This window comes from Mesorhizobium sp. B2-5-4, assembly GCF_006441095.1.
Lineage (GTDB): Bacteria > Pseudomonadota > Alphaproteobacteria > Rhizobiales > Rhizobiaceae > Mesorhizobium > Mesorhizobium salmacidum.
Genome location: NZ_VFUR01000016.1, coordinates 116,886 through 142,507 on the forward strand (window position 1 = coordinate 116,886; position 25,622 = coordinate 142,507).

A 25,622-nucleotide genomic window follows, 5' to 3' on the forward strand; every position below is an offset into this window, starting at 1 on the left:
CTTGCCGCCGATTGCCGCCCCTGCTAAAGCGCGCGGCATGAGCACGCCCCTCGACCACATCCGCAATTTTTCCATCGTCGCCCATATCGACCATGGCAAATCCACGCTTGCCGACCGCCTGATCCAGTCCACCGGCGGGCTGGAGCTGCGCGACATGAAGGAGCAGGTGCTGGACTCGATGGACATCGAGCGCGAGCGCGGCATCACCATCAAGGCGCAGACGGTGCGGCTGAAATACCGCGCCAACAATGGCGAGGACTATATCCTCAACCTGATCGACACGCCCGGCCATGTCGACTTCGCCTATGAAGTGTCGCGGTCGCTCGCCGCCTGCGAGGGCTCGCTGCTGGTCGTCGACGCCTCCCAGGGCGTCGAGGCGCAGACGCTCGCCAATGTCTACCAGGCGATCGACAACAACCACGAGATCGTCGTGGTGCTGAACAAGGTCGACCTGCCCGCCGCCGAGCCCGAGCGCATCCGCGAGCAGGTCGAGGAGGTGATCGGCATCGACGCCTCCAACGCCGTGCTGATCTCGGCCAAGACAGGCCTCGGCATTCCCGACGTGCTCGAAGCCATCGTCCACCAATTGCCGCCGCCGCGCGAGGGCGATGCCGCAGCCCCCCTGAAAGCGATGCTGGTCGACAGCTGGTACGACGCCTATCTCGGCGTCATCGTGCTGGTGCGCATCATCGACGGCGTGCTGAAGAAGGGCCAGACCATCCGCATGATGGGGACGGGCGCCAAATATCTTGTCGAGCGCACCGGCGTGTTCACGCCCGCCCGCATCAATGTCGAGGAGCTCGGCCCCGGCGAGTTCGGCTTCTTCACCGGCTCGATCAAGGAAGTGGCCGACACCCGCGTTGGCGACACCATCACCGAGGACAAGCGACAGACCGCGCATGCGCTGCCCGGCTTCAAGCCGGCGCAGCCGGTGGTGTTCTGCGGCCTGTTCCCGGTCGACGCCGCCGATTTCGAGGACCTGCGCGCCGCCGTCGGCAAACTGCGCCTCAACGACGCGTCTTTCTCTTATGAGATGGAAACCAGTGCCGCGCTCGGCTTCGGCTATCGCTGCGGCTTCCTTGGCCTCTTGCATCTGGAAATCATCCAGGAGCGGCTGGAGCGCGAGTTCAACCTCGACCTCATCGCCACCGCGCCATCGGTCGTCTACCGGCTGCTCCTCAATGACGGCTCGGTGAAGGAGCTGCACAACCCGGCCGACATGCCCGACGTGGTGAAGATATCCGCGATCGAGGAGCCGTGGATCCGCGCCACCATATTGACGCCCGACGACTATCTCGGTGGCATTTTGAAACTCTGCCAGGACCGGCGCGGCATCCAGGCCGACCTGTCCTATGTCGGCAAACGCGCCATGCTGACCTACGACCTGCCGCTCAACGAAGTCGTCTTCGATTTCTATGACCGGCTGAAGTCGATCTCAAAAGGCTATGCCTCCTTCGACTACCACCTGACCGACTACCGCGAGGGCGACCTGGTGAAAATGTCGATCCTGGTCAATGAGGAGCCGGTCGACGCGCTGTCGATGCTGGTGCACCGCACGGCGGCGGAAAAGCGCGGCCGGCAGATGTGCGAGAAGCTGAAGGAACTGATCCCGCACCACCTCTTCAAGATCCCGATCCAGGCCGCCATCGGCGGCAAGGTCATCGCGCGGGAAACCATCTCGGCGCTGCGCAAGGACGTCACGGCGAAATGCTACGGCGGCGACGTCTCGCGCAAACGCAAGCTCTTGGACAAGCAGAAAGAGGGCAAGAAGCGGATGCGGCAATTCGGCAAAGTGGATATCCCCCAGGAGGCGTTCATTCAGGCGCTGAAGATGGGCGATTGAGGAGCCGGTTGGTGCGCGGAGCGCGCCAAGTCATCGATCCGGTGGATCGATGACAGGCTTCGAAAGCGGGGAAGCTGCGCGGGACTAGTGACAACTGAGGCTACTGACCGTTGCTCGCCCTGTGCGGAGGGCTCATGAGTAGGTCCAAGGGCCCTAAAGTGTCTTCCCGCATCCTGATATTGACGGGCTCGAAGCCATTTATCGGAAAGTAATTCACTATCGCCCAACCCGACCCATCTTGATAGACATAAACCGGCCTGCAGATGTCCGCTTCAACAATCTCTGTTGTCCCCAGATGCAGCGCGGTCGGGGTATCCCACAAAACACCGTGTAAAATAACCCCGTTAGATAGCGCCTCAATTCTTTGGACCACGAGCGGCAGGAAGCCTATTTCTTGCAACTCGGTTCTAAGCATTCTCAATTTTGGTTTTCCGGTTCGGCCGAACGGCGAATATTTGAGTCTCTTGCTCGTGCAAGGATGCAACGTCCAAGGTGGACCAAGGCAGTCGAAAAAGGTTCCCCCTCCCCGTGGCCCAGGAATGTAGTAGACGCCAATTTGACAGACAGGACACTTAGACCAAGGTCCGCTGTAGCCACGAATGGCAGTCCGTGTCCATCCGTTCCAACTAATTACAGATGAGTGTGAATTTCGCCTACCCCCGAAACTGCATGTGCAGCTAGGTTGATGATTTCGACCGTTGCAAGGCATGCCAGCCTCCAATAGAGCCAGTCATAAGCGAACCTGCGCACTTAAGCGAAATCCCCGAAGAGCCCACATATGGCCCCTCTTAGCTGGAGAAAATCGACAGCTGCCGCCAAAGTTGCAAGCCTAAAAGAGGTTTCGCTCCACAAATTTTCAACCTAACCCACGCTTTGTTCTAATTGCTGCAATCACGGTCATCTCGGCCGGAAAATCGTCACGATCGACATCCTCGAGTAATTTCTCATACGGGTCCACCCTTGGACTTCTGTTTGCTCTCCATCTGGCGCGTCGCGCGACGACTTCCCGCAGTTCGCCCAAATTAATCTCATCACGCCTTTTGCGTATCTCAGGCACGCCGCTTTTTCGATCCCTATTTCGGGTGACCGTTAAGTATGGGATCTCCGAGTGATCCGAAAACAAATCGAATTGAGCGTCATTTGTCGGTCTATGATAGGTCCTCCCCACTTCGTTTATTATTCGTGAGAGGCCGATTCTCTCCAGCATGGAAGAGCTTTCCGAAATGGCATCCGGATAATTCTCTCGAAGAGATCGAATTATCGCTTGAGATGAGCCGCGATCTCGCAAATCCATCTCGTCAATTATCTTGCAGATCACCATACGCAAGTTCGTCAACATGGGTTATAGCCCCTGATTAATAAAGCCTAACGTCACGTTACATCCACAAGCGGCAATTTCCTTTGCCGCGTAGTGAAGAGCGACCTTCGCAAAAAATGGAATATCGAAATCGCCGTTCTCACGTGGCCTATCTATAATTCTGAACTCGATTGTATGCTCCCCCTTGCCAAGGCTCTCCACGCCGATGGCGTCTTCGTTCCGACCGCTATTTCTTAACTTGGCACCAATTGAAGATAGGAAATTCGGATCGCGCAGCATTCTTGCCGCCGTGGCCCCTTGGCGAAAAAGGTGATGGAGGCTGCCAGACGCTCGCGAGCCTTTCTTGACATGGACGAGCCGCTTTGAATCCAAGGAAAGCATATCGCAAAGCTCGTTTCTTTGATTTGCCACCCCAGCCACAGCACCCGTTTCCTTATCTAAATACATCAAACCGAGTGCTGCCGCCGCGCTTTCGTTATATTCGCCCTCCGATTCCACCCCAACCGATTCGACATTCTTGTTATTTTTTACGATTGTCTTAGTTACAAGCTTGGCTAACGGAAATTCGGCGTCGTTCACGTTGGCGCGGCAGGCTTCGAACGTGTTGATGACAGCAATACGGAAATTGTCGGCGACAAAGAACCATTTTCCTTCGGAGAGAGTATATCGGTTGCCGCTGTGCTCGACGGAACCTTGAAGGCATCTGTAGAGGTTCCATTTTCTTATCTGTTCGCCGCTATCGGCGTTGTTGACACTGACAGTATGGACGCTCTTGAGGTCGCTCAAGAACGCAGTTTCTGAGCCCCAGTGTTCATATTCGATATCTTCCAAGGCCATTACACAGTCGGTCAGCGAAAGGTCTGGGTAGTCTGTTCTGTCTCGCCAACCGCCGAAGCGAAACGTGCCGACAACATCCCAATCCAATATTGCGGGTGAGGTAAGGACAAATTCCCCATCATTTGCTTTGACATGAGATAGAAGCTTCATATCCAGTACATCGATAAGACCACGCTCGACGACCGGTTTCATCGCGCCTATAATTTCAAGACCACGGGACTTGTAAGTATCTGCGGAGTACTGAGTTACAGCAGTCTGAAGGAAGGGGCCTAAAAGCGATACGTCTTCTGGGCCAGTAAACCTTAGGCCAGTTGATCCTGAGAGGGTCTTCCCGAGGCTTCCTGTTTCGGCGACTCCCCCAAGCTTCTTGATGAAAGCAAGCGCGCTATCCAAGTCGAAACCGCTTATGCCTGACAGTCGATCTGCTTGCACACGTGATTTTGTACCGGCGGATGGGTTATTTGAGTCCATAAACCTTAAGCTATCTTCCAGTACTTCGTTGGCGGTTATCATTAGCCCGAAATCATTTACTAGAACATTTTCATTTATTGAAAAATATCCTGTTCCAAACGGGATTACGAATTTCTTCCCAGCACGTTCTAGAAACAAAATGGATCCAGAGGACATGTTGTCTAACGACTCTACCTCGGGAAAAGACATATTCAGAAACCCGACCCACTTCGGATCCGTTTTATAACTTGGGATGATCAGAAGTGTCGCTTTCTCAAATCCCTCGATGGCGGCCGCCTTCCAAGAGGCTTTTCCATTGTCTACTCGCTCCTTAGCCTTTGTCGACAAGACATCGGACTCGGAAGCAACGCTATCTTCACACAGATAGAGTGTCAGATTTTGGCCCATATTCCCCTCCCCAGATCTCAGGAGAGTATTCGAAATAGTAGAATGAGCAACCGCCTATTTAACGCCCGACATAGTCGCCTCATATCGAAGACGACGTGACTTAATGTACCCCAGCATAAACAAGCTTGCTTGACACCCGCTGCCATCGCATGTTGACCGCAGTCGGTAGAAATATCTCAATTTGAAAGCTCGCCACTGAACTGCCGCCGACATCTTCTCCCTCGTCCAACCGCAATGTGAATTTTTCGGGCTGACCCGAATGGACGCCATCAAGTAAGCGCCGATGCCTGTCTTTAAGAACGCCTCCCGCTAAGATATCCTCTCACGCGGCTTGGGGAGACATCGCATGCGCACCAATTCTCTAGACACCACCGCAGCAATCGGCCTCGCCATAGGCGGCATCTTCGGCCTTGCCGGCACCTTCGTTGCCAGCGCTCCGCTGCGCGAAACGCTGTGGGCGATCGACGGCGTGGGCATCGTCGTCGCGACCGCGCTGCTCACCATGAAATACCAGCGCCTCGGCAATGATTGCGTCGCGGCCGGCTTCCTGACCTTCTTGGCCGGCGAAAGCCTGCTTTTGTCAGGCGATGCGGCGGGGCTCGAGGCCAGCGTGCCCTCCTATGTCGGCGGCATCTCGCTGTGGGCGGCGGCGCTCATCATGGTCAGCGTTCCGACCACTTTCGCGCTGTGGATGCGGCTGACCGCGCTCGTGGCCGCCGTGCTGTTCCTGGTGTCGGTGGGCATGGTGCTGTGGGGTACGCCATTGCTGCCAACCTCGGCGCCACTGCCCGCCGCCGGCTATCCCTTCCTGGTGCTGACCTTCGCCGGCTGGATCTGGACGCTACTGAGGCCGGCGCGATGAGCGCTTTCGGGCGCAGCGCCGAGACGGTTGAGGGATGCTGCACGGAGTGAGAGGATGGTGTTTTTCTGCTTTGACTAAGTGGCTTTGACGTCTCGCCAAGCTGGAACACCCCGACCTCGCTTCGCGAGGCCACCGCCCTGGGCGAGTCACGGGCCTCGCCCGCCCTTCGGGAAGAACGCTCTTCACCGCAACGAAGCGTGTCCGCTCCGTATTGACATCAGTTACACACGCGCCATTGGGCGCTGAGCAAGCGCGAGAAGCTTTCGGCCGTGACGGCTGTCGCGTGTCCAGTGTCGGTCTGCCCACACTAAAGACGTTCGCCGTTTCCCGGGACGGGTAAGCCTGTCGCCGCCGGTCGCGCGATAAATCCCGGATTGGTACGAATTCATACCAACTGCCCGGCTCGGTTGATCGCGCGGGATAGGCCCGGTACACAAATCGGGCGGCGGACCTTCATCAGGTCGCTAGTGGCCGGCGCGGGGCTCAGGCAATTGTCTCACCGGCATGCGCGCCGGCCATCTTCCCCGGACGATAGGTGAACCAAGGGCGCTCCGCATCGCTCGGGATTCCCGGTGCTGACCTTCGCCAGTTGGATCTGGCGCCAGTTGGATCTGGACGCTGCCGAGGGCCGGGCGGCAGCTGGTACGTCGAGATCAGCCCCCGTCCGCGACAGGAAGAACTGCGTCGGCGCCGCCCCTCACCTGCCTGCCGGCATCCTCTCCCCGTAAACGGGGCGAGGGACGCTGTCATCGCGGCTTTCGCCAATCGCCAAAGCTTGCAGAAATAGCGCCGGCGTTGCGACCAGCCCCTCTCGCCCCGTTTACTGGGAGTTGAGGAGCGGTCCGCATAGCGGACGAAAAGCCAACTGCTTGGCTTTTCGAGCGACGAACGCCGGCAGGACAGTGAGGGGCGGCGCGACGTCCAGGGTTGGCGCCGCGCCCGCGTCAGCTTTCGATCCACACCTTCTCGAAATGCTGTTCGAGCGCCTGGTGCTGTTCGCAGCCTTCTATGCCTTTGCGGTAGGTGCGGTAGACCGAGCGCCAGTAGGGCTGGATGATGATGCCTGAGTCGCGCAAATTCTGCTCGATCTTGGCCATGATCTCCTTGCGGGCCTTGGGGTCGGGCATGGCCAGCGCCTTGTCGAGCAGCTCGTCGAATTCCTTGTTGGCATAGGCGCTTTCGTTCCAGGCCGCGCCGGATTTATAAGCCAGCGCCAGCACCTGGACACCGAGCGGGCGGCCGAGCCATTCGGTGCAGGAATAGGGGAACTTGCTCCAGTCGTTCCAGAAGGTGGCGGCGGGCAGCACGGTGCGCTTGATCTTGAGGCCGGCCTCGCGCATCTGCGCGGCGATCGCGTCACCAGTGGTCTTCTGCCATTCGACATCGACCGAGATCAGATCGTATTCATGGTCCGCCTTGCCGGATTCGGCGAGCAGCTTCTTGGCCTCCGCCACATCGCGCTTGGCCGGGCCGATATCGGCATATTCGGGGTGCATGGGGCCGACATGATGGTTGTCGGCGGGCTTGCCGCGGCCGCCGAGGCCGAGCGCCAGCACGGCCGCATTGTCGACGGCGAGCTGGGCGGCGCGGCGGATCTTGATGTCGTCATAGGGCGCATTGCCGACATTGAAGCGGGCGACGATGGTGGACCCCGTGGCGATCTCGGAATTCTTCAGCCCCATCTTGTCGGTCTGCGAGACGGCGTCGGAAGCGGTCTCGTGGTCGGTGTCGATCTCGCCGGATTCGAAGGCCGACAGCATGGCGTTGGGGTCGGAGCCGTAGTCGATCCACTGGATGCCGTCGAGGTAGAACTCGCCCTTCCACCACGGCTTGTCCTTGCGCTTCACCTCGGCGCCCGTCTCTGCGTCCCATTTGACCAGCTCGCAGGGACCCGTGGTGATCGCCAGAGCCTTCATCGGGTCGCCGTCGCCATCATAGGAGCGGTGCATGATCAGCGCGGGATAGTCGGCCATGCCGGCGATCAGCGAAATGTCGGGTTTTGGCAAATTGAGCTTTATGGTGAAATCGCCGGCCTTCTCGATACCGCCATCGACCACCTTCTTGGTGTCGGCATTGACCAGCGCGCCCATGCGCGCGGCGACCGAATTGCCGGCAACGCCGGCCTCGCACCAGCGGGTGAGGTTGTGGACGACATCGTCGGCATTGAAGGCATCACCGTTTGACCAGGTGATGCCCTTGCGCACATGCAGCGTCAGCGTCCTGGCGTCGTCGCTCATCTCCCATTTTTCCAGCAGCCAGGGCTCGAACGAAAAATCGGTGTTCCAGCGCACCAGATATTCATTGCAGTGGCGCGCGACGTTGGACATTTCGACGCCGTCGAAGGTGCGCGGGTCCTTGAAGCCCTTGACGTTCATGGCGACGCGCAAGGTTCCGCCCTTCTTCGGCTCGGCGGCGCGGGCCGGGGCCGCGGCGATGCCGCCGAGGGCAAAAGCGCCGGCGGCGCTGACGCCGAGCCCGGCCATCAGCGCCAGATATTCGCGGCGGCTGATGCCGCCGGTCCTGAAATCGTCGGCGACGGGTTTGGCCCGCGGGTGAAGCTTGCGGTCGGTCAGCATGAATTTCATCGTCGTTCCCTCTTTTGTTGGTGCATGCCGCCCACAAGTGCCCGGCGGTCATCACAGGCTCGCCAATGCGGGGGCGGCTGCGGCCGCCGGGGGCGCCATTGCCGAGAGGGAATGATAAAGCGGGGTAACGTGGCGAAATGTTCTGGAATCCGCAGGAGTTGTGCGGCGCTCCGCAGGACTGGCAGGGGACGCTCCACGGCCTCTCCTTCGTCATCCACGGGCGGAGCGGTAGCGAAGCGGACGCGCAGACCCGAGGATCCATGCCGCGACCTCAGCCGTGGAGTGCAGCGGAGCAGATTCTGGACCGTGGCAACGCTCGGGAGTCCCGGCATGGATCCTATGGTCTGCGCCGCGTCGCTTCGCTCCTTGCTCCGCCATAGGATGACGAAGAGGGAGGCGGTGGCGCCAGGGCGACGCCAAGCCTACGCCAACAAAAAACCCGGCACGAGGCCGGGTTTTTCAAGCTATCCTGTCAGCCGAGCCTCAGCTCACCTTGGTCTGCGAGGCGGCCTGGTCCTCGGCGATCTTCTGCTGGAACATCTGCGCGAAATCGATCGGGTCGAGCATCAGCGGCGGGAAGCCGCCATTGCGGGTCGCCTCGGCGATGATCTGGCGGGCGAAGGGGAACAGAAGGCGCGGGCATTCGATGAACAGGATCGGCAGCATGTGCTCCTGCGGGAAGCCCGAAATGGCGAAGACGCCGCCATAGACCAGCTCGACGTTGAACAGCACTTCCTGGTCGAAGGAAGCCTTGGCGTTCAGCGTCAGGTTGACGTCGAACTGCTTGTCGGAGAGCGGGTTGGCGTTGACGTTGACGTTGATGGCGATGCCGGGCGCCTTGTCGCGGCCGCGCAGCGAATTCGGCGCGCCGGGGCTTTCGAAGGACAGGTCCTTGACATACTGGGCCAGGACGTTGAGCGAGGGCTGCGTCGCGTTGCCGTTGCCATTGGCGCCGACCGGCGCGTCATCATTGCTGGCCATGAGCCGATATCCTTTTTCCCCTGTGCAGTCTCGCTCACCGAATAATCGGGGCTGACCGAATTGAAATCGGGCGTTCGCTACCATGGCCGGCATGACAAGACAAGGTTTGCCGCCTTGCTTGTCGCGTCGTCATCCCGGGCGAAGCAGGCGCGCAGCTCCGCTCCTTGCTCCGCCCCAGGATGACGAAGAGAAGCCTCAGTCATCCTTCAGCCGCCGCCACGGCGAGTTGTGGTCCGGGCCGCGCTTCAGGTCGTCCTCGCGCGAATAGTCGCCGTCTTCGAGGTCGATGACCTTGTCGCGCTGGCGGCGGAAGCCGCCGGTGGAGAAATCGGTGGCCACGACGATGCGGCCTTTCAGCCTCCTCCAGGCAAGGTCGCGCACCGGCGGCAGGAACAGGAGCAGGCCGATGATGTCGGTGATGAAGCCGGGGATGATCAAAAGGACCGCCGCGACCACGATCATGGCGCCATGGGCGAGCTGGCCGCTGGGGTCGCGGCCGGCAGCCATCTCGGCGCGGATGCGGGTCATGACGCCGAAACCCTGGTGGCGCAGCAAAAGCACGCCGGCGAAGCTCGATGCCAGCACCAGGCCGACCGTGGCCAGCGCGCCGACCTCACGGCCGACGACGACGAAACCGGCGATTTCCAGCAACGGCAGCGCGAGGAGAAAGAAGGGAAGCAGCGAAATGCGCAAGTCTTTACCGACCATTCGATTGTTTTGTCCCGCCGGCGACCAATCGCCGCTGGCACGGAGGCTGTTAGATAGGTATGCCTGCCTTTGATTTGAATGATTGCGCCTTGCGTTCTATATGCTTTGAATGGTGAACGCTATGCGACCGCGGCCTGTCGGCTGGGACGGTCCGGCCTAGAGGCAGGGATTGATTGGCGGAAAATATGGGCTTCTTCGACTTCGGCACGATTTTCTTCCTGATCGCGGCGGTGGTGATCTTCTTCCAGCTGCGCAACGTGCTGGGCCGGCGGACCGGTAGCGAGCGGCCGCCCTTCGATCCCTATACGGCGGCGCGCACCGACAAGGACGCCACGCAGAAGCCCGAAAACGTGGTTTCGCTGCCGCGCAAGCGGGCGCCCGGGGAGCCGGCGCCGGCAGACACCTATACGGCCATCGACGCCTTCGCCAAGCCCGACACCGATCTCAACAAAGGCCTGCGCGCGATCAAGGACAATGATCCGTCCTTCGACCCCAAGGGGTTCGTCGACGGCGCCAAGATGGCCTATGAGATGATCGTCATGGCCTATGCCGACGGCGACCGCAAAACGCTGAAGAACCTTCTGTCGCGCGAGGTTTATGACGGCTTCGTCGCTGCGATCGGCGAGCGCGAGGCCAAGTCGGAAAAAATCCAGTCCTCCTTCGTCGGCATCGACAAGGCCGACATCGTCTCGGCCGAGATGAAGGGCGGCGAGGCGCATGTGACGCTGCGCATCATCAGCGAACTGATCTCGGCGACGCGCGACCAGGCCGGCACGGTCATCGACGGCGACCCCGAAACGGTGGCCGAGGTCAAGGATGTCTGGACCTTCGCCCGCGACACGCGCTCACGCGATCCGAACTGGAAGCTCGTCGCCACCGAAGAAGAAGACTGAGTCCGGAACAGGCGGGCTCCGGTGTCGCTGTCGCCCCTCCTTGTTGAAAGATCCTTCGGCGACCTGCCCGGTTGGGGTGACGACGACCATCTGCCGGCCTTCGAGGCCTTTGCCCGCTCCGCCTTCCATGTGCCGGTAAAAGCCTATCGCAGCGGTGCGCTGGGTGTCGATTTCGGCGCCTTCGCCGAGGCCTATGCGCAAGCGCGCGGCGCCGCGCCGGCGAACCGATCCGAGGCCCGCGCCTTCTTCGAGCGCCATTTCGTGCCCATGCTGGTCCGGCCGGAGACCGGCGCCGGCCTCGTCACCGGCTTCTACGAGCCTCAAGTCGAGGCCTCGCCGGTACGGAGCGAGCATTTTGCCGTGCCGCTGCTGTCGCGTCCGGCCGACCTCGTCGATGTCGACGACGCCAACCGGCCCGCCGGGATGGATCCTTACCTCGCCTTCGCCCGCCGGACCGCCGACGGGCTGACCGAATATCCCGACCGTGGCGTGATCGAGCGCGGCGCGCTCGCCGGCCAGGGACTGGAGATCGCCTGGCTGGCCGACAAGGTCGATGCCTTCTTCATCCATGTGCAAGGCGCGGCGCGGCTTGCCATGACCGATGGCCGGCTTTGCCGCGTCACCTACGCCGCCAAATCCGGCCAGCGTTTCACCGGTCCGGGCAAAATCCTGAGCGAGCTGCGCGAAATTCCGCTCGCCGACGTGACGATGCAGTCGATCCGCGCCTGGTTCAAGGCGCATCCGGAGCGGGTCGACGAGATCCTGTGGCAGAACCGCTCCTATATCTTCTTTCGCGAGGCCGCGGTGGACGACGCCGCGCTGGGGCCGATCGCGGCCGCCAAGGTGCCGCTGACGCCGGGCCGCTCGGTGGCCGTCGACCGGCTGCTGCACACATTCGGCACGCCTTTTTACATCGACGCGCCGACGCTTGCCGCCTTCGACAAACGACCGTTCCGCCGGCTGATGATCGCGCAGGACACCGGCTCGGCCATCACCGGGCCGGCGCGCGGCGACCTGTTCGCCGGCTCGGGCGATGCCGCTGGCGAGATCGCGGGGGTGGTGCGCAACGCCGCCGATTTTTACGCGCTGGTGCCACGCGCGCTGGCCGGGGGCGCAAAATGAGCAAGCGCCCGGATAAACTCAGCGAGGCTGACCGGGTGCTGTGGAGCCTGGTGGCGCGCACCGCCAAGCCGCTCAAGGGCCGCGCCGCCGTGGACATTCCAGACATGGCCGTCGATGCCAGGCCAACGCCCTCGCAACCGGCCCAGCCCGTTGCCAACGCGTCGGGCGCGGCAAAGCCGAAGGTCCAGCATGTCACGCACCGGCTCGACGAGCCGACGCTGGACAAGTTGCAAAAAGGCCGGCTGCCGATCGAGGGCCGCGTCGACCTGCATGGCATGACGCAGGACGAGGCCTATTCGCTGCTGTTCTCGTTCCTGCACCGGGCGCATGCCGGCGGCGTCCGCTATGTGCTGGTCATCACAGGCAAGGGGTCGTCCTCGGGCGGCGATGGCGTCCTGCGGCGCGCCGTGCCGGCCTGGCTGTCGACACCGGCGTTCCGGCCGCTGGTCTCCAGCCACGACCATGCCGCCCGCAACCATGGCGGCTCGGGCGCGCTCTATATCAGGCTGCGGCGGGCACGCTCATGAGGGCTCTCAGGAGGCCGGGCGCATGACGCCGTTCGGCGAGAAGCTGCGCGCGCTGAGGGCCGAACGCGGCGTCAGCCAGAAAGACATGGCGGCGGCGATCGGCGTCAGCGCCGCCTATCTGTCGGCGCTCGAGCATGGCAGGCGCGGCGCGCCGACCTGGACGCTGATCCAGAAGATCATCGGCTATTTCAACATCATCTGGGACGACGCCGAGGAACTGGCGCGGCTGGCCGAAACCTCGCATCCGCGCGTGAAACTCGATACGTCGGGTCTTTCCCCCGCCGCCACCGAACTTGCCAATCTTCTGGCCGAGAACATCGAAAAGCTGGATGAGGCCGCGCTTCTGCGCATCACCGCGTCGATCCGCGCGGCACTCGGCCGGCGATCCTAGAAGCGGGTTTCCGCCCGGACTTTACGACGGCCGGGCGATCGCCCGATCGCAAAACAGCGCCCGCCGGCGAGCAGCCGGCGGGCAGCCGTGGTGAGATCATTTCTTGCCGGCCGTGCTGCCGCCATTGCCGCCACGGCCATGATCGCCATGATCCTGGCCGCCATGTCCGCCGCCCAGGCAGTCCGATGCGCCGGCGGCGCCGCAACAGCGGCCGGCCCACAGGTCGTTGAGGTTGGTGTTGGCGCAGCTTGGAATGGTCTGGCCGGCCAGAGCGGATCCGGTCAGGGCCGAAACGGCAGCGGCGGCGAGAAGGATATTGCGCAGAAAAGCAGTCATTCGAGGTCTCCATGATTGGGTTTCTATCGTCCACGGCTGTGTGTCGCCGGGCGAACGGAAATGGTTCACGGAGAGGTGCGAATTTTTTGGACGGAGGTGCGCGGCGGAGCCTCCTCGTCTTCGTCATCCACGGGCGGAGCGGGAGCGAAGCGGACGCGTAGACCCGAGGATGACGAAGCGCTGAGAGTGCGCAGCCCTAACCGGGCGGCCTTCCCCTACTGTACCGAGCCCACCAGAACCTGCTGGCCGCCGCGGATCGAGACCCAGCGGCCGGTGTTGTCGATCGCCTGGCGCTTGAGGAAGCGGTAGCCGGTCTCGTCCCAGGGCTTGACCTTGTCGGTCAGGTTGTCGAGCACATAGTCGCCGCCGTCGGTGCGCACGGTCAGCACGGCGTGGCCTTCCCCGTCGGGCTTGCGCACCACGGTCATCAAGAGATCGGCGAGCGACATGCCCATGCGGGACAGCTGGCGCCGCTTCTCCAGCACGTAATCCTCGCAGTCGCCGACGCCCTTGTCGGGATAGGCCCAGACCTCGTCCTTGCCGTAGATGTCCATGTCGCTCATCGGCTTGACGGCGGCATTGACCCTTGCGGTGACGTTGACCAGCTTGCGCATCAACCCGTCGGTCAGGACCGCCGGCGCGAGGTTGGCAGGGCGGATCGAGCATTCACCCGGCCGCTGCTTGCAGAAATCGTAATGGCCGATCGGTTGTGAGGTGAGGCCCCCGGTCGCCATCGCGTCCGAAGCCCAGGCCGGTGTCATCCAGCCCCCCGTTAACGCCAGCCCGGCTGCCGCGCATACGCGCAGCCTTCGCGTGATTGAGGAATTCATTGTCCCCGCTCGCCCTGTTGTTAACGAAACGTTAAGGGCGATTTACACTCCGTGTCAATTAAGACATCGAGTTGATTTGCGGCATGGTTACCCGCGGGGAGGGACAGCGGCACTTACGCAACAGAATCGGATCCGCGGCCGGCCCTGTTTCAAAACGCCTACCGCTTGGCGGTGCGGACCAGTTTCGGCTTCACCGCCACCCGGGTCTGGCGGCCATAGCTGGTGATGAAGTCGACGATGCGCGGCACGATCTCCGAGCGGAAGCGCGAGCCGTTGAAGACGCCGTAATGGCCGACCGCCGGCTGCACATAGTGCGCCTTCTTGTCGGCGGGGATGTTGACGCACAGGTCCTGCGCCGCCTTGGTCTGGCCAAGGCCCGAAATGTCGTCGTTCTCGCCCTCGACCGTGAACAGGGCGACGTTGCGGATAACCGACGGATCGATCCTGGTGCCGCGATGCGTCATCTCGCCCTTGGGCAGGGCATGGCGCACGAAGACGGTGTCGACGGTCTGCAGGTAGAACTCCGCCGTCAGGTCCATCACCGCCAGATATTCGTCATAGAAGTCACGGTGCTTTTCGGCGTTGTCGCCATCGTGCTTCACAAGGTGCATGAAGAACTCCTTGTGAGCGATGATGTGGCGGTCGAGATTCATGCTCATGAAACCCGAAAGCTGCAGGAAACCGGGATAAACCTCGCGGCCGAAGCCCGGCACCGGCCAAGGCGCGCGCATGACGACGTTGTCGCGGAACCAGTCGATGCCCTTTTCCTTGGCCAGCAGATTGACGGCGGTCGGGTTGCGGCGGGTGTCGATCGGCCCGCCCATCAGGGTCATCGTCGAAGGGACGAAAGGGTCGCCCTTCGCCTCCATCAGCGCCACGGCCGCAAGCACCGGCACGGAAGGCTGGCACACGCCCATCACATGCGTGTCCGGACCCAGCGTGTGCAGCATGTCGATGACGTAGTCGATATAGTCGTCGAGATCGAAGCTGCCATCGGCCAGCGGCACCATGCGGGCATCGACCCAGTCGGTGATATGGACATCGGCATAGGGCAGCATCGCCTCGACCGTGCCGCGCAGCAGCGTCGCGTAATGGCCCGACATCGGCGCCACGATCAAAAGCTTCGGGTCGGCCTTGCGTCCGGCTGGAACGGCGCGCTCGAAACGGACGAGATTGCAGAACGGCTTCGACCAGACTGTCTTTTCGGTGACAGCGACGCTCTTCCAGTCGACCACGGTCTTGTCCAGGCCGAATTGCGGCTTGCTGTAGCGGCGCGTGGTGCGCTCGAACAGTTCGGCGCCTGCCGCGACCGAACGGCCCCAATGCGTGTGCGAAACCGGGTTGAGCGGATTGGAGTAGAACAACCGGACCGCGTCGGCATAGAGCCGCGCCGGCTGCAGGGCGGCATGGTTCATTTCGTAGAGCTGGTAGAACATCCGTTACCCCGCGACCGAAGGGACGACGAACAGCGCCGATCCCTAGATGTCTCGCGGGGAAGTTAACAACTAATTGCTGCGATGCAATACGTCACGTGGCGTGACTAATGCTAATTTCGTCCAAAGCCTTGAAAACCGGCGCCGGACGGCACAGCCGGCTCAATGTGCAGTGCCGAAATGTGTAGGATATGTGTCAGGCCTTCGCACCGGACGCCGACCATGATCCCGAAAGTTCCCGTTTTGCTCCGCTGGCCCGCGGTGCGGGAGAGATCATGGTCAGGAGACGATCAGATCAGACGCGCGCCATGCAGACGGAAGTCTGACCGGAGCCGATGAAGCCGAGCTGGCCGGCGGCGCCCTTCGACAGGTCGAGCACGCGGCCCTTGATGAAGGGACCACGATCGTTGATGCGCACCACGACGCTGCGGCCGTTGTTCTTGTTGGTGACCCGCAATTTGGTGCCGAAAGGCAGCGTGCGATGGGCGGCGGTCAGCGCCGAGGGGTTCATACGCTCGCCCGACGCGGTTTTCGAGTGCAGCGCGTACCAGGAAGCGCGGCCACACTGGCCGGCGGCGGCGGTTGCCGAAGTGACGGAGGCGCCGACCATCAGGCCAACAGCGATCGTTACCGCGACAAGCGCAGTCTGTTTTGGGGTCTTCATATTTGGGGGATGGCTCCGTTTTTTGACAGACCCCAGCCGTTAGGAAAAGAATAAGGCACGAAATGCGGCGGTGATTTGGCGGTTCCATGGCAAGATCACACGTTTGGAGTCATCGGGTAACAGTCTGTCAGGGACTTTTTGGCGCGCCGAAACCAGTTTCGATCATGTTTTGATCGGCACGAAGGACTTTTATGACAAGATCCAGCGTTGATCTCCAAATAGAAGTCTGCACGATCTGGCCACTTCCTTCGGCTCTTTCATCACGGCGATAGCGCCGCAATCGATCGACTTGAAAAACGGGATCCGACGATGAGACTGACCAAAAATCTGCTGGCCATGATCGTTCTGGCCATGGGCGCCCTGTGGTCGCTGCAAGGCAATGGCGTGGTCGGCGGCAGCTTCATGACCGGCCAGTCGCAATGGCTCTATATCGGTCTCGCCGCCATGCTGGCCGGCCTGGCCGGGCTGGTGTGGGCGAACCGTTCGCCCTGAAACTCTTGTTTGGCGCGATCCCGGACGGAAAAGTCGTTTCATACTTTTCCGAAATGATCTTAACCGAACAACTGGTCGAGAATCCTGCCTTCGAGACGGGCAAGCTCGGCGGAACCGCGGCGGCGCGGCCGTTCCAACCGGCACATCCAGATCGAACGCGATCTTGCCGCAGCTGACCACCACCACCCGGTCGGCGAGCGCAACCGCTTCGGCGACATCATGCGTGACCAGCACGGCGGTGAATTTCTGGGCAATCCAGATACGCTCAAGCAATTGCTGCATCTCGATACGGGTCAGCGCGTCGAGCGCCAGGACCTGCGGGTGACCGACCAGCGCGCGGGCCAGCGCCACGCGCTGCTTCTGGCTGCCGGACAGCACCGAGGGCCATTCATCGGCTCGGTCGGCGAGGAACCTCGCCCAGAATGCCGAGCGCGCGTTGCCTTGCTTCCGAGCCGGAGGCGATGCCGGTCAACCCGACCTGAACGAGAATTCCGATTTGGCACCTCCTCCAGCAAATCGATGCTTCAAAGGTGGAAGAATTTAAAATCACGTTCCGCGCGCCGACGATTAAGTATATTAACCTTATCAACATAGGAGTGATCGACGATGACAGGCCACACCCCGCCTATCGGGCAATTGCCGGCGTCGTCGGATCCCGGCTGCAAGCCTCCGTGCAGGCAAGCCACGCTTCTGTGTCCCTGGCGTCACAAGACGGGCCTAAAGTCATCGCAACGGCTTGAAAACCAAACAAGATCAACCGCAATTGGCTTGTATATCATGTCACTAGAATTTACGTGTCATGAATGCTTCGGCGCGGCGGGGAGGCACGCCAGGCGTTTCGCAACGGATGGCCTAGGGCCATCGCATGACAGAGAAACGTTCGATTCATGCTCACCAAAAAAGGCAAGTACGGCCTCAAGGCGCTCGTCCATCTCGCGCGGATGCCGGCCGGACAGCTCGCCTTCGTCGGCGATATCGCGACCGGCAACAACATCCCGAAGAAGTTTCTCGACGCCATTCTCGGCGAGCTGCGCAATGCCGGCTTCGTCCAGAGCCGCAAGGGCAAGGAGGGCGGCTACCGCCTGGCGCGGCCCGCCGACGAAATCAGGGTCGGCCACGTCGTGCGCGTCCTCGACGGGCCGCTGGCCCCGATCCCCTGCGCCAGCCGCACACAATATCAGCGCTGTGAAGACTGCAACGAGGCGACATGCCAAGTCCGACATCTGATGCTCGAGGTCCGGCAGGCGATCGCCGAGGTGCTCGACCAGCGCAGCCTCGCCGAGATGCGCGACATCGCCGACGATCTTACGATCGCGAAGGACGCCGACGATCTTACGATCGCGTCGGGCATGAGCGACCTCCCGGTCGCGCGGGACGACCTGCCGGTCGTGGCCCAGGCCTGAAGCCGGCGCCTGGCACGGGGCTCGCTTGCGCATGACCGGGCGGACCGATTCCATCACCCCCAGTTCCATCATCATCGTTGGCGGCGGCGCCAGCGGCGTGGTGCTGGCCGCCCATCTGCTCAAATCGCCCAATCCGGACCTGCGCGTCACACTGATCGAAAAGCGCCCGCATTTCGGCCAGGGCATCGCCTATTCGACGCTGCTGTCGGCGCATGTGCTGAATGTCAGTGCGGCCGGCATGAGCGCCTATGCCGACGATCCCGGCAATTTCTGGCGCTGGCTGCTGGAACGGGGGCTGGCGACACCGGAGCAGGCTCCGGTCTACGCGCCGCGCAGCCTCTATGCGCGCTATCTCAAGGAATTGCTCGACGATCTGGAGACGCGCGAGCGCGAGACCGGCCGGCTGCGCCTGATCCGCGAGGAGAGCCTGTCGATTTCGCCCACCGGATCCGGCGTCGAGGTGGCGCTCGCCAATGGCACCAGCGTGGTTGCCCATCTTGCCGTGCTGGCCACCGGCCATGACGAACAGCCCGCGCAGGGCCATGCGATCCGGATGGGCTCGGAGGCCGATACCGCGCTCGATCCGGACAGCCGGATCGTGGTGCTGGGCACCGGGCTCAGCATGGTCGATGCCTTCCTTTCCCTGGAGCAGCGCGGCCATCGCGGCGACATCATCGCGGTGTCGCGGCGCGGCCTGCTGCCCTCGCCGCACCGCAAGGGCAATCCGATCAAGCTCGACGTCGCCGATATCCCGCTCGGCACCCAGCTCTCCTATTTCGTCGGCTGGTTCCGCGACCTCATCCGCGAGAACCAGAAGGCCGGCGTCGACTGGCGCGACGTCGTCGACGGCCTGCGCCCCTTCAACCAGAAGATCTGGCAGAACTGGCCCGCCTCGGGCAAGCGCCGCTTCGTCGAACACACCAAGGCCTGGTGGGACATCCATCGCCATCGCATGGCACCCGAGGTCTACGCCAGGGTGACGGAGGCCGTGCAATCGGGACGCATCCGGCCGATCGCCGGGCGCGTCGTCGGCGTCACGCCGGGCGACGGTTTCGCGGTCGAGGTCCAGTCGCGCCACACACAGCGTCTCGAAACATTCGACGTCGCCCGCATCTATGATTGCTCCGGCATCGTGCGCGACATCTCGACCTCGTCGAACAGCGTGGTGCGCTCGCTGGTCGACCGCGGCCTGGCGCGTCCCGATCCGCTGCGCATCGGCCTCGACGTCTCGGCCAATTGCGAGATTATCGCCGCCGACGGCACCGTCTCGCGAAAAATCCTCGCCGTCGGGCCGTTGACGCGCGGCACCTTCTTCGAGATCGACGCCATTCCCGATATCCGCGTCCAGTGCGCCAGGCTGAGCAAGCTGTTGCTGGGATAGAGCAATTCCGGCGGCGATCGTATATTTGGCAGACCCGCATCCGGCTCAACCCGAAAGCGTCTTCCGCGATCGCACCATAGTCGGCTGAGTGCAGTCTGGTATTTAGCCCAGGTGGCCCTATCTGGGCCGAACAACTTCCGTTCTTAGCTATAAGACGGCAGGACTAAGGTCTTGCGCACCGGTAGGCCTTGGTCCGAGGGGCCTTCAAACGTTCCGGACTTGTCCATTGGACGTTCCGCACTTTAGCCAATTAAGATATTCACGGCTTGACGCAGACCTCTTCCAAAGGGAGCGCGATGCTCCCGCCTTCGACTGGATTTCCTCCCCGAAATGCCGACATCGCACCCCCCCAGGTTGCGATTTCAAGCTGGCCATGGGCTACCCCACGAAAAAGAATGGCCGGTGCGGGGATGCTTGGGTTGAAAGCGGGTCGCACCGGCCATTGCGGGTTAGGCTTCGATTTGGGATCGTCTCCCGCATGACCAAGCTATATGTATATTAGCTATTGCTCAACTAAGACTGAAGTCCCTTCCGCTGTCCGCCGGACGAGACGGTTCAGCCGCCCAATGCCTCACGCACGGCGCGCGCGGTCTCGGCGCCGGAAAAGTTCTGCTGGCCGGTGATCAGGTTGCCGTCGCGCACTGCAAAGGCGCGCCACAGGCCGGCCTGGATGTAGTTGGCGCCGATCGCCTTGAGCTCATCCTCGATCCGCCATGGCATCAAATGTTTTCCGCGCTCCAGCGCGTCCATCCGCCAGGTCGCATTGTCGGCAAAATCCTCCTCGATATTGGCGAACCCGGTCACCGTCTTGCCGGCGGCGAGCAGCGATCCATCGGCGCGCCTGGCATAGCGCAGCAGCGCCGTGCCATGGCAAAGAGCTGCCGCCACCTTGCCCGCTTCATGGAAGGCAACGAAGGTTCGCTGCAGCTCGAAAACGATGATAACGCCGCCGACATCGGCGCGCGCATAGTTTTCGCGCACAATGCCCGCCTTCCACAGCCGCCAGACATTCGAGACTTCATCGCGCAGATGGGGCTTCAAGTCGTCGAGGGTGACGCCGGGTTTGAAGTTGTCATAGGCGAGGATCTTCATCGGCCGTCTCCTTGTGCTGGTATGGCGTATGTTCGGCTAGCATGGCGAAATCGGCGGCTTCAACGAACGAGATGGTTCGTTGAACGGGCCTGAGGGCGCGGCGCTTGGGCGTTAAGGGGGGCGCCGTCCCGCCGGCGTCTCGATCCGGCACCGCACCGCTTCGCCCTGATGGGCCGCTGGAATTTCATTCCCCGTCTGGCCGCCGGATTGGCACGATCTATCTTCTTTCCAACTGCGATCGGCTGGAAAAGACGCTAGGTTGATCCATGGAGGCTCCGACATGAGCGAGCACAGAAAAGCCACTGCCGACGGCGCCCCGTCGGACACCGCAACATCCCGCCTGCGCCCGCCCTTTGCGTCGGTGCTCGATCTCATTGGCCAGACGCCCATCGTCGAGTTGACCAAGTTCGACACGGGAAAATGCCGGCTGTTCATCAAGCTCGAGAGCCAGAATCCGGGCGGCTCGATCAAGGACCGCATAGCGCTGTCGATGATCGCGGCGGCCGAGAAGGATGGCAGGCTGAAGCCCGGCGGCTCCATCGTCGAGGCGACCGCCGGCAATACCGGCCTTGGCCTCGCCCAGGTCGGCATCCCCAAGGGCTACCGCATCATCCTGGTGGTTCCAGACAAGATGTCGCGCGAAAAGATCCAGCATCTGCGCGCGCTCGGCGCCGAAGTGCACATGACGCGCTCCGATGTCGGCAAGGGTCATGCCGAATATTACCAGGACATGGCGGAGAAGATCGCTGCTGAACTGCCCGGCGCCTTCTATGCCAACCAGTTCGCCAACCCGGCCAACCCGCTGGCGCATGAGACGACCACCGGCCCGGAGATTTTCGCGCAGCTTGACGGTGATGTCGACGCGGTGGTGGTCGGCGTCGGCTCGGGCGGCACGCTGACCGGGCTTGGCCGCTTTTTCGCCAAGGCGTCGCCGAAGACGGAGATGGTATTGGCCGATCCGGTCGGCTCGGTGCTGGCGCCGCTGATCAAGACCGGCAAGATGGAAGAGGCGGGAAGCTGGACCGTCGAAGGCATCGGTGAGGATTTCGTGCCGCCCAACGCCGATTTGTCGCTGGTCAGGAAAGCCTATTCCATCACGGACAAGCAGAGCATGCTGGCCGTGCGGGATCTGTTGTCCCGGGAAGGCATCCTGGCCGGTTCTTCCTCCGGCACGCTGCTGTCGACCGCCTTGCGCTATTGCCGCGAACAGACGATGCCCAAGCGCGTCGTCACCTTCGTCTGCGACAGCGGCAACAAGTACCTGTCAAAAGTGTTCGACGATTTCTGGCTGGCCGAGCAGGGGCTGGCCGAACACGAGCAGCATGGCGACCTGCGCGACCTCGTCATGCGCACCCACCGCACCGGCGACACGGTCTATGTCGGCCCGGACGAGAGCCTGCTCAACGCCTATGGCCGCATGCGCCGCTCCGACGTCTCGCAACTGCCGGTGCTCGACAATGGCAAGCTGGTCGGCATCGTCGACGAAAGCGACATCCTGGCCCATGTCGACGGTCCCTATGACGGACGCTGGGAGCGCTTCAGCGGCCCGGTGAGAACGGCCATGACCTCCAACCTGCACACGCTGCAGGCCAGCCAGACGCTGGACGCGCTGCTGCCGGTGTTCGACCGCAACGAGGTCGCCATCATCTTCGACGGCGACGAGTTCGTCGGCCTGATTACCCGTATCGACCTGATCAACCATCTGAGGCGCCGCGCAAAATGACCACATCCGGCAAGAACCGCCTGGCCTTCTCCACCCGCACCATCCATGGCGGCCAGAGCCACGATCCGCTGACAGGTGCTGTGATGGTGCCGATCTACGCCACCTCGACCTACGGCCAGCAATCGCCCGGCGTGCACAAGGGTTTCGAATATGCCCGCAGCCAGAACCCGACGCGCTTCGCCTTCGAGCGCGCCGTGGCGGACCTGGAAAGCGGCTCGGCGGCCTTCGCTTTTGCTTCCGGCCTGGCATCGATCGCCACCGTGCTGGAACTGCTCGATTCCGGCGCCCATATCGTCGCCACCGACGACATCTATGGCGGCTCGTTCCGGCTGATGGAGCGGGTGCGCAAGGGCTCGGCCAACCTGCAGGTGAGCTTCGTCGACTTCACCGACCTTGCGGCGGTAGAGGCGGCGATCCGGCCGGAGACCAAGATGCTGTGGGTCGAGACGCCGACCAATCCATTGCTGCGCATCGTCGACCTCGAGGGCGTCGCGGCGCTCGCCAAGCGCAAGGGAATCCTCTCGGTCGCCGACAACACCTTCTGCAGCCCCTATATCCAGCGGCCGCTGGAGCTCGGCATCGACATCGTCGTCCACTCGACGACCAAATATCTGAACGGCCATTCCGACATGGTCGGCGGCGTCGCTGTCGTCGGCGACAACAAAGATCTCGCCGACCGGCTGAAATTCCTGCAGAACGCCATCGGCGCCATATCGGGTCCGTTCGACAGTTTCCTGGCGCTGCGCGGTTTGAAGACCCTGGCGCTCAGGATGGAGCGCCATTCCGCCAATGGCCTGAAAATCGCGCAATGGCTGGAAGCCCGCAGGGATGTGCGCCGCGTCATCTATCCCGGCCTTGCCAGCCATCCGCAGCACGCCATAGCAGTCCAGCAGATGCATGCCTTCGGCGGCATGATATCAGCGGTGCTCGATCGCGATCTTGCCGGCACGAAGCGCTTCCTCGAACGCACGCAGCTGTTCACGCTGGCCGAAAGCCTCGGCGGGGTGGAGAGCCTGATCGAACACCCGGCGCTGATGACGCATGGCTCGATCCCCGCCGGGAAGCGGGCGGAGATCGGAATATCGGATTCGCTGGTGCGGTTGTCGGCGGGCATCGAGGACGGCGATGATCTTATCGCGGACCTGGATCAGGCACTGGGGGGCTGAGTGGCTCTCGGCACCGCCGAGAAGCGCCGGTGGCAGCCTGCACCGCGAGGTTGGGGTTCTTTCACGGACGTCGCGGCTCAACGGTGAAGATCAGCAGCCGCATAGAGCAGCGGTCGGCCAAACACCGTTGACCCCAACCGCCATTCGCCCGAGATGTAGCGCCCATGGCCATGCACGAACCACCCACAGACGCACCCCTCACCTTCGCGGTGCTGGTGTTCCCCGGCTTTCCGATGATGGCGTTCAGCTCCGTCATCGAGCCGCTGCGCGCCGCCAACATACTGGCGAAGCGGGAATGCTACCGCTGGATCATCGTCGGGGCGACGCAGGATCCGGTCGAGGCTTCCAATGGCGTCGTCATCCAGCCGGGGTTTTACGCCGAGGCCGCACCCAAGGTCGACCGCATCGTGGTCTGCTCGGGAGGCGATGCCGACCACCTCGTGGCGGAGGACGCGGCGAGCTGGATCCGCCGCAGCCTGCGCGCCGGCGCCCATATCGGCGCGGTGGCGGACGCGGCGTTCTTCCTGGCGCGCGCGGGCCTGCTCGACGGCCATGCCTGCACCTTGCACTGGACCAGCCAGGCGGCCTTCACCGAAGCCTTCCCCAACATCGAGCTTAGACGCGACCTCTATGTCATCGACCGCAAGCGCTTCACTTCGGCCGGCGGCGTCGGCAGCCTCGACATGATGCTGGAGATCATCACCCGTGACTACGGTGCCGAGCTGGCCGCCGGCGTCGCCGAGTGGTTCGTGCACAGTCCCTTGCGATCGAGCGTCGACCGCAAGCTGATGCCGCTGCGCCTGCGTACCGGGGTGCAAAACGAGCTTGTGCTGTCGGCCATCGCCATCATGGAGGATGCGGTGGAGGAACGGCTCGGCATGGCGGAGCTGACCGCGCGGCTTGGCGTGTCGTCCGACAAGCTCGAACGCAGCTTCCGCTCCGAACTCGCCATCTCGCCCAACGGCTACTACCGGCGGCTCCGGCTGAAGCGCGCCGCAGATCTCTTGGCGCATTCGACGCTTGCCGTGCGCGACGTGGCGCTGGCTTGTGGGTTTGCCTCGATGTCGAGCTTTGCGCGGGCTTTTCGCGAGGAGCATGGGCACGCGCCGAAGATGGCGCGAAGGCATTAGGACTAGGATTGGCTGGTGCCGTCCACGGTTGAACTTGGCAAAAAGCGGAACATCAAACCCGCGATCCGAAGGAACCTTGTCACTTGGGACACATCAATTGCGTTCGATCTTCTACACCGGAATTAAAGGCGAGAACTGTATTCGAATCTTGGGAACTTCTGACGAGGATAAAATGTACATCTTGATTGGCGACAAACGAGCTGTCGTAAGATGGCCCATTTTCGTCGGGATTATCGCTATCCTGTTTGTGCTTCTACTCTGGTCGACCCATCGGGCTTCGACATCAAACTCTGTGATAGTGATGAACTTGTTCTTTGTATCTGGGCTGGGCATAGTCTATTTTTGCCTTCGTCACGACCGCGAAGAAAGCTGCTGGAAACCTTGGGAAGTTTTTCTAAGCTCACCTATCCAGTTTACGATCTTTTTGTACCTGATTTATGGGTCGACGGGGTTGGCTTTTACAATACGAGACGAAATTGCGAATACTCTACCCCACTTTTCGTTCCTGTTGATCTGCTTGCTAACGATCTTTCCGGACGCGTTCCTTTTTCTGCGCGCAAGGGCAAGCAATGGGCGCCCCATCGTTGAAAAGGCGAATCGTGTTGCCTTTTGGATGGTGATCGTCGCTCTTTTTGTGCCGCTCGCTGTGGGATTCCTCTCGGGAGACTAATGACGCCTCGGCTGAAACGCGCCGCCGATCTGCTGGCGCATTCGACATTGGCCGTGCGCGACGTGGCGCTGGCTTGTGGGTTTGCCTCGATGTCGAGCTTTGCGCGGGCTTTTCGCGAGGAGCATGGGCACGCGCCGAAGATGGCGCGCGGCATTAGATTCCTCAGTGCACTACTTTCAAATGCTGGAGCAACAGCGCCCCCCTCTGTCCTGCCGGACATCTCCCCCTCAAGGGCAGGGCTATCGCATATGAGTGATGGCATTGATGAGATAGTCGTCATTCCAGGCGCATTTCTTGATACGGTGGCTGATCGGGACTTTGTCTGTGTCGGCGATTTGGAGGATGTTTCTGGCGATGCGGTTGAGGAGCGCGGTGTT

General features: G+C 62.0%; 22 protein-coding genes and 2 pseudogenes. 14 read left to right on the forward strand and 10 right to left on the reverse strand.

What is annotated here, in order from left to right; genetic code table 11:
• The first annotated feature begins 37 nt into the window (after positions 1 to 37).
• Complete coding sequence (lepA, locus tag FJ492_RS20470; protein WP_140749805.1) at positions 38 to 1,843, forward strand: translation elongation factor 4; 1,806 nt, start codon at positions 38 to 40, stop codon at positions 1,841 to 1,843.
• A 1,342-nt stretch (positions 1,844 to 3,185) separates the two neighbouring features.
• On the opposite strand, the gene FJ492_RS20475 is transcribed toward lepA, so the two are convergent.
• Positions 3,186 to 4,856 (reverse strand): DUF6119 family protein, encoded by a 1,671-nt coding sequence (locus tag FJ492_RS20475; protein WP_140771868.1) that lies wholly within the window; start codon positions 4,854 to 4,856, stop codon positions 3,186 to 3,188.
• A 346-nt stretch (positions 4,857 to 5,202) separates the two neighbouring features.
• Between FJ492_RS20475 and FJ492_RS28820 the strand changes: the two genes are divergently transcribed.
• The gene (locus FJ492_RS28820; protein WP_181166707.1) at positions 5,203 to 5,718 is read left to right on the forward strand and encodes a hypothetical protein; all 516 of its coding nucleotides are present in this window, start codon (positions 5,203 to 5,205) and stop codon (positions 5,716 to 5,718) included.
• 944 nt (positions 5,719 to 6,662) lie between these two features.
• Here the strand turns inward: FJ492_RS28820 and FJ492_RS20485 are convergent.
• The 3 genes from FJ492_RS20485 to FJ492_RS20495 form a co-directional block, all read right to left on the reverse strand.
• A complete protein-coding gene (locus FJ492_RS20485) occupies positions 6,663 to 8,303 on the reverse strand; it encodes an ABC transporter substrate-binding protein (protein ID WP_140771870.1) in 1,641 nt (546 codons plus the stop codon).
• A 483-nt stretch (positions 8,304 to 8,786) separates the two neighbouring features.
• Positions 8,787 to 9,284, reverse strand: coding sequence for a protein-export chaperone SecB (gene secB, locus FJ492_RS20490; RefSeq protein ID WP_027145705.1), 498 nt, complete (start codon positions 9,282 to 9,284; stop codon positions 8,787 to 8,789).
• 195 nt (positions 9,285 to 9,479) lie between these two features.
• The gene (locus FJ492_RS20495; RefSeq protein WP_140771906.1) at positions 9,480 to 9,977 is read right to left on the reverse strand and encodes an FxsA family protein; all 498 of its coding nucleotides are present in this window, start codon (positions 9,975 to 9,977) and stop codon (positions 9,480 to 9,482) included.
• 200 nt (positions 9,978 to 10,177) lie between these two features.
• On the opposite strand from FJ492_RS20495, the gene FJ492_RS20500 reads away from it, so the two are divergent.
• From FJ492_RS20500 to FJ492_RS20515, 4 genes are read left to right on the forward strand one after another with little or no spacing between them, the layout of a single operon-like run.
• Positions 10,178 to 10,885, forward strand: coding sequence for a Tim44/TimA family putative adaptor protein (locus tag FJ492_RS20500; RefSeq protein ID WP_140715808.1), 708 nt, complete (start codon positions 10,178 to 10,180; stop codon positions 10,883 to 10,885).
• 21 nt (positions 10,886 to 10,906) lie between these two features.
• The gene (locus FJ492_RS20505) at positions 10,907 to 12,007 is read left to right on the forward strand and encodes a murein transglycosylase A (RefSeq protein ID WP_140771873.1); all 1,101 of its coding nucleotides are present in this window, start codon (positions 10,907 to 10,909) and stop codon (positions 12,005 to 12,007) included.
• A complete protein-coding gene (locus FJ492_RS20510) occupies positions 12,004 to 12,534 on the forward strand; it encodes a Smr/MutS family protein (protein WP_140771875.1) in 531 nt (176 codons plus the stop codon). Before FJ492_RS20505 ends, FJ492_RS20510 begins: the two co-directional genes overlap by 4 nt.
• 22 nt (positions 12,535 to 12,556) lie before the next feature.
• Positions 12,557 to 12,925, forward strand: a complete 369-nt coding sequence (locus FJ492_RS20515) for a helix-turn-helix transcriptional regulator (RefSeq protein ID WP_140507142.1) — start codon at positions 12,557 to 12,559, stop codon at positions 12,923 to 12,925.
• Positions 12,926 to 13,021: 96 nt separating this feature from the next.
• Here FJ492_RS20515 and FJ492_RS20520 read toward each other — a convergent pair whose 3' ends face one another.
• From FJ492_RS20520 to FJ492_RS20535, 4 genes are all read right to left on the reverse strand, one after another.
• Positions 13,022 to 13,261 carry a hypothetical protein gene (locus FJ492_RS20520; RefSeq protein ID WP_140771877.1) on the reverse strand — a complete coding sequence of 80 codons (240 nt, stop codon included), beginning with the start codon at positions 13,259 to 13,261 and terminating at the stop codon, positions 13,022 to 13,024.
• 215 nt (positions 13,262 to 13,476) lie between these two features.
• Positions 13,477 to 14,091 carry a transglutaminase-like cysteine peptidase gene (locus FJ492_RS20525; protein WP_140749787.1) on the reverse strand — a complete coding sequence of 205 codons (615 nt, stop codon included), beginning with the start codon at positions 14,089 to 14,091 and terminating at the stop codon, positions 13,477 to 13,479.
• 158 nt (positions 14,092 to 14,249) lie between these two features.
• Positions 14,250 to 15,527 carry a polyhydroxyalkanoate depolymerase gene (locus FJ492_RS20530; protein ID WP_140715766.1) on the reverse strand — a complete coding sequence of 426 codons (1,278 nt, stop codon included), beginning with the start codon at positions 15,525 to 15,527 and terminating at the stop codon, positions 14,250 to 14,252.
• Between the two features lie 292 nt (positions 15,528 to 15,819).
• Entirely contained in the window at positions 15,820 to 16,188 is a 369-nt protein-coding gene (locus FJ492_RS20535; RefSeq protein WP_140715768.1) for a septal ring lytic transglycosylase RlpA family protein, read from the reverse strand.
• A 309-nt stretch (positions 16,189 to 16,497) separates the two neighbouring features.
• Between FJ492_RS20535 and FJ492_RS28825 the strand changes: the two genes are divergently transcribed.
• Positions 16,498 to 16,680: a hypothetical protein gene (locus FJ492_RS28825; RefSeq protein ID WP_181165989.1), complete on the forward strand. Its 183-nt coding sequence runs from the start codon at positions 16,498 to 16,500 to the stop codon at positions 16,678 to 16,680.
• Between the two features lie 59 nt (positions 16,681 to 16,739).
• Here FJ492_RS28825 and FJ492_RS20545 read toward each other — a convergent pair.
• A pseudogene (locus FJ492_RS20545) lies at positions 16,740 to 17,164 on the reverse strand (ATP-binding cassette domain-containing protein); the annotation flags it as partial.
• Between the two features lie 403 nt (positions 17,165 to 17,567).
• Between FJ492_RS20545 and FJ492_RS20550 the strand changes: the two are divergent.
• The gene (locus tag FJ492_RS20550; protein WP_140771879.1) at positions 17,568 to 18,083 is read left to right on the forward strand and encodes an Rrf2 family transcriptional regulator; all 516 of its coding nucleotides are present in this window, start codon (positions 17,568 to 17,570) and stop codon (positions 18,081 to 18,083) included.
• A 31-nt stretch (positions 18,084 to 18,114) separates the two neighbouring features.
• A complete protein-coding gene (locus FJ492_RS20555) occupies positions 18,115 to 19,464 on the forward strand; it encodes an FAD/NAD(P)-binding protein (protein WP_140771881.1) in 1,350 nt (449 codons plus the stop codon).
• A gap of 555 nt (positions 19,465 to 20,019) precedes the next feature.
• Here the strand turns inward: FJ492_RS20555 and FJ492_RS20560 are convergent.
• Positions 20,020 to 20,556, reverse strand: a complete 537-nt coding sequence (locus tag FJ492_RS20560; protein ID WP_140507156.1) for a hypothetical protein — start codon at positions 20,554 to 20,556, stop codon at positions 20,020 to 20,022.
• Positions 20,557 to 20,836: 280 nt separating this feature from the next.
• Between FJ492_RS20560 and FJ492_RS20565 the strand changes: the two genes are divergently transcribed.
• The 5 genes and pseudogenes from FJ492_RS20565 to FJ492_RS20585 form a co-directional block, all read left to right on the forward strand.
• A complete protein-coding gene (locus FJ492_RS20565; RefSeq protein WP_140507158.1) occupies positions 20,837 to 22,279 on the forward strand; it encodes a pyridoxal-phosphate dependent enzyme in 1,443 nt (480 codons plus the stop codon).
• A complete protein-coding gene (locus FJ492_RS20570) occupies positions 22,276 to 23,445 on the forward strand; it encodes a PLP-dependent aspartate aminotransferase family protein (protein ID WP_140771883.1) in 1,170 nt (389 codons plus the stop codon). The genes FJ492_RS20565 and FJ492_RS20570 overlap by 4 nt, the downstream gene beginning before the upstream one ends.
• A 164-nt stretch (positions 23,446 to 23,609) precedes the next feature.
• Positions 23,610 to 24,575, forward strand: a complete 966-nt coding sequence (locus FJ492_RS20575) for a GlxA family transcriptional regulator (protein ID WP_140771887.1) — start codon at positions 23,610 to 23,612, stop codon at positions 24,573 to 24,575.
• Between the two features lie 210 nt (positions 24,576 to 24,785).
• Positions 24,786 to 25,163: a hypothetical protein gene (locus FJ492_RS20580; RefSeq protein WP_140771889.1), complete on the forward strand. Its 378-nt coding sequence runs from the start codon at positions 24,786 to 24,788 to the stop codon at positions 25,161 to 25,163.
• Positions 25,164 to 25,253: 90 nt separating this feature from the next.
• Positions 25,254 to 25,394: pseudogene (locus tag FJ492_RS20585) on the forward strand (helix-turn-helix domain-containing protein); the annotation flags it as partial.
• Between the last annotated feature and the right edge of the window lie 228 nt (positions 25,395 to 25,622).

Coding starts and splice junctions, on each gene's coding strand:
- FJ492_RS20550 (WP_140771879.1), top strand. CDS start 17,568: ATGCTCACCAAAAAAGGCAAGTACGGCCTCAAGGCGCTCGTCCATCTC.
- FJ492_RS28820 (WP_181166707.1), top strand. CDS start 5,203: ATGCGCACCAATTCTCTAGACACCACCGCAGCAATCGGCCTCGCCATA.
- FJ492_RS28825 (WP_181165989.1), top strand. CDS start 16,498: ATGAGACTGACCAAAAATCTGCTGGCCATGATCGTTCTGGCCATGGGC.
- FJ492_RS20510 (WP_140771875.1), top strand. CDS start 12,004: ATGAGCAAGCGCCCGGATAAACTCAGCGAGGCTGACCGGGTGCTGTGG.
- FJ492_RS20500 (WP_140715808.1), top strand. CDS start 10,178: ATGGGCTTCTTCGACTTCGGCACGATTTTCTTCCTGATCGCGGCGGTG.
- FJ492_RS20575 (WP_140771887.1), top strand. CDS start 23,610: ATGGCCATGCACGAACCACCCACAGACGCACCCCTCACCTTCGCGGTG.
- FJ492_RS20555 (WP_140771881.1), top strand. CDS start 18,115: ATGACCGGGCGGACCGATTCCATCACCCCCAGTTCCATCATCATCGTT.
- FJ492_RS20535 (WP_140715768.1), bottom strand. CDS start 16,188: ATGAAGACCCCAAAACAGACTGCGCTTGTCGCGGTAACGATCGCTGTT.
- FJ492_RS20560 (WP_140507156.1), bottom strand. CDS start 20,556: ATGAAGATCCTCGCCTATGACAACTTCAAACCCGGCGTCACCCTCGAC.
- FJ492_RS20515 (WP_140507142.1), top strand. CDS start 12,557: ATGACGCCGTTCGGCGAGAAGCTGCGCGCGCTGAGGGCCGAACGCGGC.
- FJ492_RS20570 (WP_140771883.1), top strand. CDS start 22,276: ATGACCACATCCGGCAAGAACCGCCTGGCCTTCTCCACCCGCACCATC.
- lepA (WP_140749805.1), top strand. CDS start 38: ATGAGCACGCCCCTCGACCACATCCGCAATTTTTCCATCGTCGCCCAT.
- FJ492_RS20475 (WP_140771868.1), bottom strand. CDS start 4,856: ATGGGCCAAAATCTGACACTCTATCTGTGTGAAGATAGCGTTGCTTCC.
- FJ492_RS20580 (WP_140771889.1), top strand. CDS start 24,786: ATGGCCCATTTTCGTCGGGATTATCGCTATCCTGTTTGTGCTTCTACT.
- FJ492_RS20485 (WP_140771870.1), bottom strand. CDS start 8,303: ATGAAATTCATGCTGACCGACCGCAAGCTTCACCCGCGGGCCAAACCC.
- FJ492_RS20530 (WP_140715766.1), bottom strand. CDS start 15,527: ATGTTCTACCAGCTCTACGAAATGAACCATGCCGCCCTGCAGCCGGCG.
- secB (WP_027145705.1), bottom strand. CDS start 9,284: ATGGCCAGCAATGATGACGCGCCGGTCGGCGCCAATGGCAACGGCAAC.
- FJ492_RS20565 (WP_140507158.1), top strand. CDS start 20,837: ATGAGCGAGCACAGAAAAGCCACTGCCGACGGCGCCCCGTCGGACACC.
- FJ492_RS20520 (WP_140771877.1), bottom strand. CDS start 13,261: ATGACTGCTTTTCTGCGCAATATCCTTCTCGCCGCCGCTGCCGTTTCG.
- FJ492_RS20525 (WP_140749787.1), bottom strand. CDS start 14,091: ATGAATTCCTCAATCACGCGAAGGCTGCGCGTATGCGCGGCAGCCGGG.